A 13,428-nucleotide genomic window follows, 5' to 3' on the forward strand; every position below is an offset into this window, starting at 1 on the left:
GCGCGATGCACGGCCCGGCTCGATCTCTGAAGTGTGGTGCTTGGAGCCGGGAGGCGCCTCGCGCACGGCTTTTTTAGGCGGACAGGCGGACGTGAGCCCGGCGACTGCCGTACGCGGATTCTGCCTCGCGGCAGGCGGCGCACGACCAATCCCGACGTCTCCAGCCACAGCCTGGGCCTCCCGCCGAACAAGGCTGCGTCACCTCGCCCGCGAGACCGTGCCCAACCCCACAATCACGACGCCTCGCGAACGCGCCCCTCGGTGGGTCGGGACAGGAGGAAGATGGCCCAGGTTGGGAAGATTGTCAAGAACAAAAAGAGAACAAATAGTTCATCTTATTCACTCATCGTCATCCCCGGGCTTGTCCCGGGGATGACACTCTCCGCCGTCATGGCCACCCCGTCATGGCCGGGCTTGAGCCGAAGTCGGATGTTTCCGACTTCGGTATTTCAATGCGCAAGTCGGATGTTTCCGACTTCGGTATTTCAATGCGCAAGTCGGATGTTTCCGACTTCGGTTTTTCAATGCGCAAGTCGGCAACAGCCGACTTGCGGCGGCCATCACGTCTTGGACTGGGTGAGTAGCGGCACGGTAAGGCGTGGATACCCGGGGACAAGCCCGGGCATGACGGGGGAGAAGGGGAGCGCAACGCGGCACCCTCTCCCTGTGGGAGAGGGTTGGGGTGAGGGGGTTACGCCCTCTCCGGATAAACCTGTAACCCCTCACCCTCGCTCCGCTCGACCTCTCTCATCGCAAGTTGGGTGTTCCCGACTTGCGCAAAACGAGCAGATCTCGGGAACACCCGAGATCCGGGAGAGGTGAAGGGGAGACCCGCTTGCCCGCTCAGGCCGCAGGCGAGGGCAGGGGGTCGTCCTTGGGCTGCGGATCTTGCAGGCCGTCATAGACCTTGAGCCAGAACCGCACGGCCTCGCCGTTCAAATCCCGCTCCGCCAGAAACGCCCGCAGAAGCACCTCCGCCCCCGCCCCGTCGCCATAGCAATCGGCCAGAACGCGCACGGCGTCGCCGGCCTCAAGCCGATGCCAAAGCTTGGCTTCGCGGGAGCGTTTCCAGGAGGTGGACATGGAGGCAAGATGCCACAACTAGCCAAAATAGCTAGTAGCTATTTTGGCTAGTTTCCTAAAACAGCATATTTCGCCTGCCCGTCATTTCCAGGCTGGGCCATGCGAAAATCGATTCACACGAAGCGACAAGAGCGCCTGCGCGCCGTGCTGAAAGCCGAGCGCAAGAAAGCCGGCCTGACCCAAGACCAACTCACCCAGCGTCTCGGGGCATACAACACGTTTGTCAGCAAGTATGAGCGCGGCGAGCGGCAGATCGATGTGGTGGAGTTTATCGCGGTTGCGGAGGCGCTTGGGATCGAACCGGCTCAGCTGTTCAAATCAGTCCTGGCGGATTGAAGCAAATGGCGAAGATTGCCAATACACCCATGCGCTCCATCCAGACGACGCGGCAAGAAAAACTCTGCATGTTCCTCCGTCACGCGCGCAAGAAAGCGGGTCTCACGCAGGAAGAACTGAGCGCGGGGCCGAATTCGCGAAAAATTCTACAGTTAGTGTATAATAAATTTTAGCTCAATAATCATATAATAAGAGTATTTACGCCGAATATACCAGCAATCTGCTCCAGAGAAGTCTGAAAAGGTGCATTTTTCTTTATAAGTAATACGTAGCCTAATCGCTTAGCTTTGGCGAACGAATATAAAAATTTATTCTTATCATAAAAATTTATACTGGCGATAGTGCGAATTGTTTCAATTTTATCTGCGACCAATTCATAATCAGAAATTTCTGATTTAACGATCTCGACTGAAATAAGCGCTAATTTTTCGGCTCGCGGTGATGAAAAGCGCAGGAGATCGGCATGAATCATCGAGCAAAGAAAAAAGGGATTGTGCGAAGTTGCCGAGTGCGAACAGTTTCCGCCGGGTTCGACGCAGTCGGCTATGTCCGACGCTATATGATACTCAATGAACGATGGCATCAGTCGTCACCTTCGGCGGACATTGCGCGCAGCCGCTCATCACTGACGGTAATCATTGACTTGATCGTAGATTCCGACATTCCGGTCTGTGTATAGACATCAAACGCGTTAACTCGTTTTTCGTTGACAGCGTCTCGAATAAGACCACAGAAGCGGGCCCCCAATCTTGCGATAGCATTTTTACCGGCACTCGGTTCGCCACCTCTCCTTATATCCTTCAGTGCGTCAGGAGAGTTGCGGCCTTGTGCTATTGGATACCAGAGGGCAAGTATATCTTTGCTCACAAACTTAAACTCGTGCAATCGAATTAAAGTTGCTGTTATACTAATCTTGAGAGTTCGCGCTATATTTTTCGCTGAGTCCATAGCAGTGTCGTAATTATTCGTTATATTCTGGGTGCTGGCAAGATTATAAAATTGCTCCCGAGGCGCCAGAAGATTGATCGCGAATCGATTGCAGAAAATTTCTACTTTGTTGTTAGTTGTAATGGGGTCAGAAATGCCAGATTGTTTGAGAATTATATGAGCTAATTCATGGGCTAACGTAAAGCTGCGAGATTGATGGTTTTGCTGCAGAGTATTAATGATAATCATGTGCGCCGCAGCCGAATCATCGAATATCGCACATCCTCTTATATTATTATCCCGCATTGATCCTTGGACAACAAAGATACCGAGCTGCTCAACTCTATTTCTGAATTCGCTATAAAACCTACTTGCAGAGAATTCACGATCAAATTGGAAATCGTCTAGCTTTAATATTTTGCGAAAGGCTTGAGCAACTTGTTCTGGATTTTCTTCTAGTTCAGTTGAAAAAAGTTCAAGCGGCAATTTCATTTCGCTTATCGCGAACAGCTCTCTTGCAAAATTCTGCAAGCGAAAGCAGTGCTCAAAGAATGCGGCATTTAAGCCTAATTTATACGGGCCGGGACTGTTCCTTCTAAAATCGATGAGTCGTGTTGGGGCTACCTCGAAGGAAGGAAGAAAGAACGCATAGCAAGGAATGGCTAGACGATCTGCCAGCTTTTCTACTTGTAAGGCTGAGGGCTCCCGTTTCCCCTCAAGCATCTCCCCAAACCTGTTAGAGCTAATGCCCGCTGCTACCGCGAGTTCATCTGCCGAAACCCCTCGCGCGTTAAGGATTTTTTGTGTCACTTGTGGCTGAAATGGCATCGTCGACGATAACCGGAGGTTGATTCGTGATTGATTTAGCAGATGCTACGTCTGTTTTCGAGGCCGGAGTTGGTCTTGGCCTCGCTTATTCGGTGCTAAATGAAGTTAGTAGCTTTGGGTTCTTGTCTGTAAGTCGACGTTTCAAAATGGCTTGGCAAAAAGTCGAAAATGATTCATCGGAAGAAGGTGAAAATCGTAAAGATCAGCTCCTTCAGGTCAGATTAGCGCTATCTATATTGGAGAGTGACTGGAGGAAGACTCGCCAAATTCTTTCTTTGACGTCTCTATGCGCAGCATTAGCGAATGTGATCGTTTTATTAGCGATACCACTTCTCGAAAGTGCAAAAGTCACTTCATGGGTATACTTGTCGCTCGCATCATTCGCAATCTATCCTGTTGCCGCTGCTCTCCTAGAATTTTTGTTCTGGAAGAAGGATGCACGTAACATAATGCGAGACCTACGAACTGTTGAAGTAAATTCAGGCTTGCGATATTAACAAATCTCTACCGCCCCTTCCGATACTTCGGTTTCTGCCCCCCATGCCCCTGCGTTGAACGCGGAAGCGGGCGCTCTTTAAAATTCAGCGGCACTTCGCGGTCCGTGCCTGGGCCCATTTCGTCGAGGGTCGGTTTGCGGATGCGGGTGCCTTCGTCCGAGCGGCCTTTGCCTGTGGGGCCGTAGGCGTCCGCGTCCTCATTGCCGCCGCTGGCGCCTTCGGGTGAGGGGGCGAGGCCCTTCGGGGGGAGGTTGGCATTTTTGCCGTATTTGCGGCTGCCTTTGTAGGCGCCCGCTTCGCGCTCCACGTCCGCCTGACGGGCGAGGGGATCGTCTCCGATGGCGAGTTCGGTGGCTTGCAGGCGCTTGAGTTCGTCGCGCAGGCGCGCGGCTTCCTCGAATTCCAGATTGCCGGCTGCAGCGCGCATGCGCTTTTCGAGATCGGCCATGACGGCCTTGAGATTATGCCCGACGGTCTGGCCGACTTTCGCGAGGCCGGTATCGACAGAGACGTGATCGCGCTCGTAAACGCTCTCCAGAATATCGGCGATGTTCTTCTTCACGCTCTGCGGCGTGATGCCGTGCTCCGCGTTGTAGGCGAGCTGCTTGTCGCGGCGGCGGGTGGTTTCCGCAATCGCGCGCTCCATGGAGCCGGTCATGTTGTCCGCGTAGAGAATGACGCGGCCATCCACGTTTCGCGCCGCACGGCCGATGGTCTGCACGAGCGATGTTTCCGAGCGCAAAAAGCCTTCCTTGTCCGCATCGAGAATGGCGACAAGCGCGCATTCGGGAATGTCGAGACCTTCGCGCAAAAGGTTGATGCCGATCAGCACATCGAACGCGCCGAGGCGCAGATCGCGGATGATCTCGATGCGCTCCAGCGTGTCGATGTCCGAGTGCATGTAGCGCACGCGCACGCCGTTCTCGTGCAGATATTCCGTGAGGTCTTCCGCCATGCGCTTGGTGAGCGTGGTGACGAGGGTGCGATAACCCTTCGCCGCCATCTCCTTCACCTCGCCCAACAGATCGTCCACCTGGCTGCGCGCGGGGCGGATATCGATGATGGGATCGACAAGGCCCGTGGGGCGAATGACCTGCTCCACGAACACGCCGCCGGTCTGTTCCATCTCCCATTTCTGGGGCGTCGCGGAAACATGCACCGATTGCGGACGCATGGCGTCCCATTCCTCGAAACGTAAGGGCCGGTTGTCCATGCAAGAGGGCAGGCGGAAGCCGTATTCGGCAAGCGTCGCCTTGCGCCGAAAGTCACCGCGATACATGCCGCCGATCTGCGGCACGGTCACGTGACTCTCATCCGTGAAGACAAGGGCGTTGTCGGGCAGATATTCGAACAGCGTCGGCGGCGGCTCGCCGGGTTTACGGCCGGTGAGATAGCGCGAATAATTCTCGATGCCGTTGCACGCGCCCGTGGCCTCGATCATTTCGAGATCGAACTGCGTGCGCTGTTCGAGCCGCTGCGCTTCGAGCAGGCGGCCCATGCGGGCGAGTTCCTTCAGGCGATGCTGCAACTCGTCCTGGATACCCTTCACCGCCTGCTGCAAGGTCGGGCGCGGCGTCACGTAGTGCGAGTTGGCGTAGACTTTGACGAAGGAGAGGTCGTTCGTCTTCTTGCCGGTGAGGGGATCGAATTCCACGATGCTTTCGATCTCGTCGCCGAACAGGCCGATGCGCCACGCACGATCTTCCAAGTGGGCGGGAAAGAGTTCGATCACATCGCCGCGAACGCGAAAGGTACCGCGCGCGAAATCGTTCTGGATGCGCTTGTATTGCAGCGCCACCAGATCCGCGATGAGCTGGCGCTGCTCGATCTTCTCGCCGACCTTCACGGAGAAGGTCATGGCCGTGTAGGTCTCCACCGAGCCGATACCGTAGATGCACGACACAGAGGCGACGATGATCACGTCATCGCGCTCGATCAAGGCGCGCGTCGCCGAGTGACGCATGCGGTCGATCTGCTCGTTGATGGACGATTCCTTCTCGATGAAGGTATCCGAGCGCGGCACATAGGCTTCCGGCTGGTAGTAGTCGTAATACGAGACGAAATATTCCACCGCGTTGTCGGGGAAGAAGGATTTGAACTCGCCGTAAAGCTGCGCGGCGAGAGTCTTGTTCGGCGCGAGAATGAGGGCAGGGCGCTGCGTCTCCGCGATCACCTGGGCCATGGTGAAGGTTTTGCCGGAGCCCGTGACGCCGAGCAGTACCTGATCGCGCTCCTGTCGGCGCACCCCGTCCACCAGTTCCCTGATGGCCGTGGGCTGGTCGCCGGCGGGCTTGAATTCCGAGACGATCTTGAACGGAATACCGCCTTCCGATTTCTCGGGACGTTCCGGGCGGTGCGGCACCCAGAGCTTGCCGTTCTTGAAACGTGGATCGCCTTCTGTGAGCAGTTGCGTGAGCGCATGCACGGTTGCGGAAACGCCGCTCGGCAAATCGTTGACGGCGCTGTCCTGCTCGGGGGCTCCAACATCAGGCTCGGTGAGGCCGAGTTGCGACGCAAGGGCCGGGTCCACATCGCTCACATCGCCATAGGCGAAGGTTTCCTGCGCCCGCTCTGCAAACCCCTCCGCCGCCTCGCGCTCGCGATTGACGGCAGGGTTCAGGAGATCCGCCAGATAGGTATCCAGCGGTTTCAACTCAGGTTTCGTCGCCTTGCCGGTGGAAAGCTTGGGCTTCTTAGGTGTCTTGGCCATAGAACGAATATGGTACAAACCGTGCCCGATGGGAAGGGTTGGGAGAAACCCAGGATCTCTGCAAGCTTCTCATCGACAACAATCTTGGCGTCTATGCCAGGCAGGTAAGGCTGGTTGAGGTCGATGAGAAGTTTTTCCACTCGACCGGAAACGCCGCTTTTCTCTTCTGGCGGTCGTTACGCCGCCTTGCGTGCCGCATAGCGCCCGTCGTGCGCTGGCGAGACGCGGCCATAGCGGACGAGGGTGATGAGTACTTCCGCGACGCCTTGTTCGATGCGCTTGCCGCCGCGTTTAAAGCCGCGCGCGATTTCGGCGACGTTCATCGGGCGGTTGGCGACCATGAGCAGGGATTCGACTGCGAGCGGTCTTTCGTAGCGATCCTTCGGGAATTCAGGCAGCGCCTTATCGATGGCAATGATGTTGTCGCCGAGATCGAGCTCACCGGTCTTCGCCGTTGCGCCCTTGGCGAAGCGCGGAATCTGATAGTCTGGCCGTAGCCAGCGCACATGTCCCGCCGCTTCCTCCTTCGCGCGCTCGGCGTTGAGCGCCACGAGACGTTCGAGGATTTGTTCGTCGGTAAGATCGGCAGGCCAGCCATAGGCTTTGAACACGAGGCGATCCAGCCGCTCGTGTAGTTCCTTTAGAATGAGGATGAGGCCTTCATCCTTGATGCGCGCCTCGTCACGTGTGAGCTCAATGTTTCCATCGTCATGGCCGGGCTTGCCCCCGAAGTCGGACGCTTCCGACTTCGGTCTTTCAATGCGGAAATCGACAACAGCCGACCTCCGGCTATCCACGCCTTTGTCGCGCGTGGGAGCGGAAGGTGTGGATCCCCGGGACAAGCCCGGGGATGACGGCGAGGATGCCACCGCCTTCATCGCCTTCAGCTTCTCCAGCACATTGTACATCTGCGTCAGTGTGAGCTTGGGATGTTCCGCCTGACGTGATTTGCGGAACGCATCGAGTTCCTCCGCGATGGCGCGGATTTTAGCTTTGAGGGATTCTGAGGGATCGGGGAAGGGGAAGGGGTCGAAGCAACGGGATTTCGAGTAGCGAGGGTCATTACCAATCCCGAGCCAACCACCAGCACGCAGACTCCAACTCACATGGAGCCGTGATGAGACAATGCCGAGATGAAACGCGTCCGAGCTCGCTATGGCAACGAGCATGTTGTCGGGCAAAATTGTCGTATCCAGAAACTGAAATACGCGGTGTTTTGCGGTTTCGACCGTTGCGATGTAGCGGCACGAATCTGCCAAGGCTGGACGTAATTCACGGCGCGGTTCACCAAAGACCCACCAGTTGAGTCGGTAGGTGTCGCGGTTATTGGTATCCCGTTCCGGCTTCACTCTCGAAAGGACGTGTTGGTAAACCTCGGGGTAGCTCAGCCGAACTTCGCCAACCTCAAGTCCGAAAAGATCTATCACCATGACCTCGCGTGGCGTGGCGGTCAGGTCCCGCCCGTTGCGATAGGGACGGATGTGTCTCTCCAAGCCTTGCCTCCTGCCGAGGCCAAGATGCTTCGCTTCTTCTATGGTTACAATGAAGCCTGCGCCGTGGAGCGAAACACCGCGAGAGCAAAGCCCCTGATTCGCGAGTAGGCCTGTAACTGCAACTACATCCGCGCCCACCGTCAGATCCGCATTAACGCGCCCCGCACGCTCGGAAAACTCCACAACCGGCGCATCCGTCTCCAGCCCGCTTTCGTGCGACACTTCCCACAGCACCCCGTCCCGCCCGCCTTTCACCGCAACCGTCATCGCGATCCGCACCGCTGCCGAATCCGCCGTCGCTTTCGTCCAAGGATGATCGGCAATCGCCATGAGGAGAGAGATCGGCGGTTTTCCTTCCATGCGCTTCTTCATCACGCGGCGGGAGAACTCCTGTGTGATGGAATTCGTGGTCACGAAGCCGAAGCGGCGTAGCTTCGCGCCTTTGGCGACAAGAAACTCTGCGGCGCGGTCCCACCAATACATGACGAAATCGGCGCTGTCGTTCATATGCTTGTGCGCGCCCCAAAGGGCCTCGGTGTAGAGATCGCCGAGCCGCGCACGCAAATCCTTGCCGCCGATGAACGGCGGATTCCCCACGATGAACTCTGCCTCCGGCCAGACGGGACGACGTGCGTTCGGATGGGTCTCGACGCACTTGCCATCCTTCTCCACCACCGTCGGCAACGGATAGTTATCCCAGGTGAGCACGGCGTCGTAGCCTTCGCGTTTTCCGAAATTGATATTCTCGAAAGCGCGCAGGATTGGCTCGGAAGGGTGGCCCGTGCGGGTGCGGTAGTGCTGTTGCAGATAGCCAAGCCACACCACGAGTTCGGCAATCGCTGCCGCGCGCGGGTTGAGTTCGAGGCCGAGGAATTGGTGCGGGTCCACCGTCTCGCGGTCGAGTCCCATGTTTTCAGGTTCGCCGAGCTCGGCGAGCGTTTCCAGCACCTCACCTTCAAGCTTCTTCATCAATTCCAGCGACACATAAAGAAAGTTTCCGGTGCCGCAGGCGGGATCGAGCACGCGCGTTGCGCAGAGCTGATGATGGAAGGCGCGCACGAGCTCGGCGGCCTTCTTCTCGTCGCCATCCTCCTTGGCCTGTTCGGCCCGAGTCAAGGCGGCCTGCCAATCGGCGCGAAGCGGCTCCATCACTGTCGCTTCCACGAGGCGTTGCACGTAAGCGCGGGGCGTGTAATGCGCGCCGAGCCTCTTTCGTTCGGTCTTGTCGAGCGCCTGTTCGAGAAGCGTACCGAAGATCGCGGGGTCGACTTCGGTCCAGGAATAATTCGCCGCTGCCAGAAGCTCGCCGATTTCCTCGCGACCCAGGTCGAAGACCGTCGTGTCCTTGAACAAGCCGCCGTTGAAGTGGCGCACGCGCGCCTCGATGACGTGGCTGAATTCTTCGCCCTTCTCCATTTGCTGCCACAGGGATTTGAGGCGGTGCTGGAAATGCTCGGGATCGGACACGCTTTTCTTGAGAATTCCTCTGAAGCTGTCGCGCGGTAGAAGTTCTACATCCTCAGCGAACATGGTGAAGAGGCAGCGCATGAGGAAGTGTGCCACATCTTCCGCATCGGAGCCTTGTTCCTCGAGGGACTTGCTGACTTGGGCGAGCCTCCTGGCAATGTCGCGGGTGACACGAGCGGTTGTCCTGGACGGATCGAGCGTGTGCGGCTCTTGCCAGATCGTCGCGAGAAGCGTGCGGATGTCTTCTCTCGCCAAATCTTCCATGTAGATGCGAAAGCCGTTGCGATCCGGGAATTGGTTATAGGCGCGGCCGGTGCCCGTGAAGTCGGCGTAGATCTCGAAGCAATGGCCGACATCGCATAGAATGATGAAGGGCGGCGCGGGATGGTTCGTATCCAATAGGAAGACATAGCCTTCCGCCTGTTTGCGCGCGTTCTGCATCATCACGTCCCAACCGCGCCTGACACTGCGCTTGCCGAGTTGTTCCGTTCTGTCGTCGAGCATCGAGAGTTGCCCGGGGAGGGCGTTCTTTTTGCCCGGCAGGCGGGATTGCTTGGCTTCGAGGATGAAAGCGTTCTTCTTGTAGAGATCGATGCGCTTGGGCGTGCCGAGGCTCTCGCTCTGACGGGAGCGCACGGCGCGCTCGAAGACGTAGTCGTTCTGTTCGTAGCCTGCGCCGGCAGGGTCGGGGCGAGGGACACCCAACACATCGCAAAGCTCCGATAGGAACATTTGATAGTTGGCGCGCTCCGCCCCGCCTTCGCGGGCGGTCCAGCGATCTATGAAGGTGGCTTGGGAGTGGGGAGGGTCTTGTGCGGCTGTCATGTCGCACAAGTAAAAGTAGCAAAGACGTTAAATTCTACTTAAAGTTAAAGAACCTTGAGATGCAGCTCTCGGTTCATTCTTCGCATCCCTTGCCGAAGGCGGCGAGCCCCTCTTCCAGGAGATCGGCCAGGTTCGGGATCCCCAGAAGATAGTTGGCAGTCGAAACCCGGCTGCCAGTGCTTCTCTCGCGGGCGAGGCGCACGGCATCGCCCCATTCCTCAGGCTCCATGTCACCGCGACCGATATAGACAAGGGCGATGAGATCGGCCCGCTCGTCGTCGTTGAGGCCGCCGATGAATTCGTGAAGTTCCTCGTCGGTTGGATCGTCCGGGCCCATGGTCAGCACGTCCAGATTTCCGTCATCGGTCGGGTTTGAGCCTGAATCCGGATCGGTCATCTCTTCCTTCGCATCGATTTCCTTCACCCGGGCGATGAAGTCACAGATCTTGTCGAGTGCGATATCCATGGGGCTTCCTGTTGATCCTGCGCATAAGGGAAACCCACAAGACCACTTTCGGTTCAGCTTGAGGGAAAGAGCGTCTTTCTCCCGCCTTCCTGTTACGATGACCAGGGGTGTCTGGCATGATAAAGGTCCTTCATTCCCTCGATTCGAAGCTCATCCATGTCCGGCCTTGAAATCCTTGGCTTCACAGCCGCCATCGCGACGACCCTCTGTTGGCTGCCGCAGGCGCTAAAAACCCTTCGGACGAAGGATACCAAGTCACTCTCGCTGGTTACCCAGAGTGCGCTCGCTTTGGGCGTCGCGCTGTGGTTGATCTATGGCATCATGATCGGAGACGCGCCGATCATCTTCGCCAATGCGGTGACATTCGTTATCGTATTGTCGATCCTCTTGATGAAACTTCGATACGGATAGGCTGGAGATCTCTCACATGCTGCGACGGTTTTTCGTTGCCGGGCTGCTCGGCCTCGCACTCGGCCTAGCGGGGCCGGGCGCTGCCATAAGCAAGCCGTCCAGATCGTTTGAAGCTCCCAAGCTTCTGCCACACCGCCCTGGCGAAACGGATGTCTACATTCTCTCCTTCGGCCTGTGGGGACCGCAGAGCGTTTTCGAAAGCGAGGCCAAGGGAGCGGCTTTGGTTCTCGAGACCCAACTGAATGCGAAAGGACGCTCGATCGTTCGCGCCAACACCAAGCGCCGGTCCGATGCGATGCCAGATCGCCTGTTCCACGCGGCGCAGAGTGTGGCGAAAGTTCTGGATCCGGAGGAGGACATCGCGGTTCTGGTTCTCACCTCTCATGGAGCGCCCGAGGGGATCGGTCTCGTCGCCGGGCGCACGAGCGGCCTTATGACGCCAAAGATGGTCGGGGCACTCTTGGACGCCACCGGTGCACGCCACCGCATCCTGATCGTTTCCGCGTGCTACTCGGGTACTTTCGCGAAGGCTCTTGCCGATGATCGAACGTTGGTGATGACGGCAGCCTCAGCCGACAGGCCGTCCTTCGGTTGTCGGGATGGGGCGAAATGGACCTATTTCGGCGACGCTTTCTTCAACAAGGCGCTGCGCTCAGAGTCTCGCCTCGATGTCGCCTTCAAGACGGCGAAGGCGATTGTGACACGTCGCGAGAACAAGGAAGGTTTCGAGCCTTCAAATCCGCAGATTGCCGGAGGTGAAGCCGTTCTGGCGCGTCTTGCCGCACGCTGACATTCGAGAACGCCATTCTCTCGCCACGCTTCCCATCAACAGGGCAGGGCGTCCTGCCTCATCGAACCTGAATGTCATGAACCCTTTTGTCGCACCTGTCTTCATGCTGATCGTCTCGAACGTCTTCATGACCTTCGCCTGGTATGGCCATCTCAAATTCAAAACGGCTCCCTTGTGGATCGCCGTTTTTGTCAGCTGGGGCATCGCGCTCTTCGAATACTGGTTTGCCGTGCCGGCAAACCGCATCGGCTCCCAGGTCTATTCAGCCGCGGAGCTGAAGACCATGCAGGAGGTGATCACACTCGCGGTATTCGCGGTGTTCTCAGTGCTCTATCTCAAGGAACCGCTGGGCTGGAACCACCTGATCGGCTTTGCCATGATCGCCGGAGGGGCGGCCTTCATTTTCAGGGGTGGCTAGAATGAGCACCGGTTATTCCGGGGCACCGTTACCCAAGAAGCTCGGGCTGATCTGGTCGGGACTGAAACTGGTTATCCCGAAGGCGCTTCGATAATCGGACGCTGACGCTTCTCGGTCACCTGTGTCGATGCGGCTTGGGTGTCGACACTGACGACCACCGACATGCCGGGGCTAAGGTGTTTTGCCAGAGGCTGGTTCGGGTCGATCTCGATGCGAACAGGAATACGTTGCGCGACCTTGGTGAAATTGCCTGTCGCGTTGTCCGGGCGCAAAACGCTGAATTCGGAACCTGCCGCAGGGGAGAAGCGCGAAACTTTTCCACTCAGCGTGGCGCCGTGCAACGCATCAACCGAAATCGTTGCCGGAAGGCCAAAGACCATATCCGCGATCTGCGTCTCCTTGAAATTCGCAATCACCCAGATCCGATCCGGGACCATCGCCGTGAGCTGCGATCCTGGAGTCACGTATTGGCCAAGGCGCGCGCCGACCTCACCGAGCTGCCCGTCCTGTGGCGCGACGATGCGAGTGTTTTGCAGATCGATTTCCGCCAGCCGTACCGCTGCCTCCGCGCCTTGAACCGCCGCCTCCAATGAAGAGCGGTTGACGATAGTCGCGGTCAATTCCTGTTTCGCAACTTCGAGGGACGCCTTCGTCTGATTCAATCCAGCCTGTGCCTGGTCCAGTGCGGCGCGCGACTGATCGAGTTGAGCCTGTGTCGCGAAGCCGCGGCTGTGCAGCGGCTCGACGCGTTTCCATTCGGCTTCTGTGCGGGTGAGAACCGCATGTGCGCTGTCGATCTGTGCCTGCACCGCAGCGATGCCGGCTTCCTTCGACCGGCGCTGCTGTTCGGAATTCGCCAACGCGGCATTCGTCGTCGCCAAAGTTGCACGGGCCTGCGCCAGACGTTGCTGATAGATGCGGTCGTCGAGCTTCACCAGAACCTGCCCGGCCTTCACCGGCATGAAGTCCTGAACAGTAACTTCCGCCACATAGCCATCGAGCTTAGGGCTGATGATCGTGACGGCGCCTTTGACGTAGGCGTTGTCCGTTCGCTGCACAGTGGAGCGGAACGGGGGCAACTGCCACGCATAGAGCGCCAGCAGAATTCCCGTGATGCCGAGAAGGAGAGCGGGAACCGTTGCACGGGACTTGAAGAGAGGTGATGAGGACATAATCG

The 13,428-nt window shown here is 57.6% G+C and carries 13 protein-coding genes; 6 read left to right on the forward strand and 7 right to left on the reverse strand.

From position 1 onward, the window contains the following. The first annotated feature begins 404 nt into the window (after positions 1 to 404). Entirely contained in the window at positions 405 to 584 is a 180-nt protein-coding gene (locus AB4072_RS07025) for a hypothetical protein (protein ID WP_441966610.1), read from the forward strand. A 259-nt stretch (positions 585 to 843) separates the two neighbouring features. Here the strand turns inward: AB4072_RS07025 and AB4072_RS07030 are convergent, their stop codons facing one another. Further along, positions 844 to 1,083, reverse strand: coding sequence for a hypothetical protein (locus tag AB4072_RS07030; RefSeq protein WP_441966612.1), 240 nt, complete (start codon positions 1,081 to 1,083; stop codon positions 844 to 846). A 99-nt stretch (positions 1,084 to 1,182) separates the two neighbouring features. On the opposite strand from AB4072_RS07030, the gene AB4072_RS07035 reads away from it, so the two are divergent. Next, positions 1,183 to 1,419, forward strand: a complete 237-nt coding sequence (locus AB4072_RS07035; protein WP_441966614.1) for a helix-turn-helix domain-containing protein — start codon at positions 1,183 to 1,185, stop codon at positions 1,417 to 1,419. A gap of 181 nt (positions 1,420 to 1,600) precedes the next feature. On the opposite strand, the gene AB4072_RS07040 is transcribed toward AB4072_RS07035, so the two are convergent. Next, a complete protein-coding gene (locus AB4072_RS07040; RefSeq protein ID WP_441966616.1) occupies positions 1,601 to 2,002 on the reverse strand; it encodes a hypothetical protein in 402 nt (133 codons plus the stop codon). Then, positions 2,002 to 3,174: an ImmA/IrrE family metallo-endopeptidase gene (locus AB4072_RS07045; protein WP_441966618.1), complete on the reverse strand. Its 1,173-nt coding sequence runs from the start codon at positions 3,172 to 3,174 to the stop codon at positions 2,002 to 2,004. Before AB4072_RS07045 ends, AB4072_RS07040 begins: the two co-directional genes overlap by 1 nt. Positions 3,175 to 3,200: 26 nt before the next feature. Between AB4072_RS07045 and AB4072_RS07050 the strand changes: the two genes are divergently transcribed. Further along, positions 3,201 to 3,671 (forward strand): hypothetical protein, encoded by a 471-nt coding sequence (locus AB4072_RS07050; RefSeq protein ID WP_441966620.1) that lies wholly within the window; start codon positions 3,201 to 3,203, stop codon positions 3,669 to 3,671. Between the two features lie 7 nt (positions 3,672 to 3,678). On the opposite strand, the gene uvrB is transcribed toward AB4072_RS07050, so the two are convergent. The 3 genes from uvrB to AB4072_RS07065 all read right to left on the reverse strand — a co-directional run bounded on the left by uvrB (position 3,679) and on the right by AB4072_RS07065 (position 10,632). Next, on the reverse strand, positions 3,679 to 6,381 hold the full coding sequence (uvrB, locus tag AB4072_RS07055) for an excinuclease ABC subunit UvrB (protein WP_441966622.1): 2,703 nt from the start codon (positions 6,379 to 6,381) through the stop codon (positions 3,679 to 3,681). A gap of 176 nt (positions 6,382 to 6,557) precedes the next feature. Then, the gene (locus tag AB4072_RS07060; protein ID WP_441966624.1) at positions 6,558 to 10,166 is read right to left on the reverse strand and encodes a class I SAM-dependent DNA methyltransferase; all 3,609 of its coding nucleotides are present in this window, start codon (positions 10,164 to 10,166) and stop codon (positions 6,558 to 6,560) included. Positions 10,167 to 10,239: 73 nt separating this feature from the next. After that, positions 10,240 to 10,632: a DUF3775 domain-containing protein gene (locus tag AB4072_RS07065; protein WP_441966626.1), complete on the reverse strand. Its 393-nt coding sequence runs from the start codon at positions 10,630 to 10,632 to the stop codon at positions 10,240 to 10,242. A gap of 156 nt (positions 10,633 to 10,788) precedes the next feature. Here AB4072_RS07065 and AB4072_RS07070 point away from each other — a divergent pair, with 156 nt between their 5' ends. The 3 genes from AB4072_RS07070 (at position 10,789) to AB4072_RS07080 (ending at position 12,251) form a co-directional block, all read left to right on the forward strand. After that, positions 10,789 to 11,043, forward strand: a complete 255-nt coding sequence (locus tag AB4072_RS07070) for a SemiSWEET transporter (protein ID WP_441966628.1) — start codon at positions 10,789 to 10,791, stop codon at positions 11,041 to 11,043. A gap of 16 nt (positions 11,044 to 11,059) precedes the next feature. Then, positions 11,060 to 11,833 (forward strand): C13 family peptidase, encoded by a 774-nt coding sequence (locus tag AB4072_RS07075; RefSeq protein WP_441966629.1) that lies wholly within the window; start codon positions 11,060 to 11,062, stop codon positions 11,831 to 11,833. A 76-nt stretch (positions 11,834 to 11,909) separates the two neighbouring features. Then, complete coding sequence (locus AB4072_RS07080) at positions 11,910 to 12,251, forward strand: DMT family protein (RefSeq protein WP_441966630.1); 342 nt, start codon at positions 11,910 to 11,912, stop codon at positions 12,249 to 12,251. A 71-nt stretch (positions 12,252 to 12,322) separates the two neighbouring features. Here the strand turns inward: AB4072_RS07080 and AB4072_RS07085 are convergent, their stop codons facing one another. Then, positions 12,323 to 13,423: an HlyD family secretion protein gene (locus tag AB4072_RS07085; protein ID WP_441966631.1), complete on the reverse strand. Its 1,101-nt coding sequence runs from the start codon at positions 13,421 to 13,423 to the stop codon at positions 12,323 to 12,325. Positions 13,424 to 13,428 lie beyond the last annotated feature (5 nt).

It is taken from the genome of Microvirga sp. 2MCAF38 (genome assembly GCF_052115485.1).
GTDB lineage: Bacteria > Pseudomonadota > Alphaproteobacteria > Rhizobiales > Beijerinckiaceae > Microvirga.

Bases quoted from the DNA above. Each gene is read 5' to 3' on its own strand.
- AB4072_RS07030 (WP_441966612.1), bottom strand. From the start codon at position 1,083: ATGTCCACCTCCTGGAAACGCTCCCGCGAAGCCAAGCTTTGGCATCGG.
- AB4072_RS07045 (WP_441966618.1), bottom strand. From the start codon at position 3,174: ATGCCATTTCAGCCACAAGTGACACAAAAAATCCTTAACGCGCGAGGG.
- AB4072_RS07035 (WP_441966614.1), top strand. From the start codon at position 1,183: ATGCGAAAATCGATTCACACGAAGCGACAAGAGCGCCTGCGCGCCGTG.
- AB4072_RS07080 (WP_441966630.1), top strand. From the start codon at position 11,910: ATGAACCCTTTTGTCGCACCTGTCTTCATGCTGATCGTCTCGAACGTC.
- AB4072_RS07070 (WP_441966628.1), top strand. From the start codon at position 10,789: ATGTCCGGCCTTGAAATCCTTGGCTTCACAGCCGCCATCGCGACGACC.
- AB4072_RS07075 (WP_441966629.1), top strand. From the start codon at position 11,060: ATGCTGCGACGGTTTTTCGTTGCCGGGCTGCTCGGCCTCGCACTCGGC.
- AB4072_RS07025 (WP_441966610.1), top strand. From the start codon at position 405: ATGGCCGGGCTTGAGCCGAAGTCGGATGTTTCCGACTTCGGTATTTCA.
- uvrB (WP_441966622.1), bottom strand. From the start codon at position 6,381: ATGGCCAAGACACCTAAGAAGCCCAAGCTTTCCACCGGCAAGGCGACG.
- AB4072_RS07060 (WP_441966624.1), bottom strand. From the start codon at position 10,166: ATGACAGCCGCACAAGACCCTCCCCACTCCCAAGCCACCTTCATAGAT.
- AB4072_RS07040 (WP_441966616.1), bottom strand. From the start codon at position 2,002: ATGCCATCGTTCATTGAGTATCATATAGCGTCGGACATAGCCGACTGC.
- AB4072_RS07065 (WP_441966626.1), bottom strand. From the start codon at position 10,632: ATGGATATCGCACTCGACAAGATCTGTGACTTCATCGCCCGGGTGAAG.
- AB4072_RS07085 (WP_441966631.1), bottom strand. From the start codon at position 13,423: ATGTCCTCATCACCTCTCTTCAAGTCCCGTGCAACGGTTCCCGCTCTC.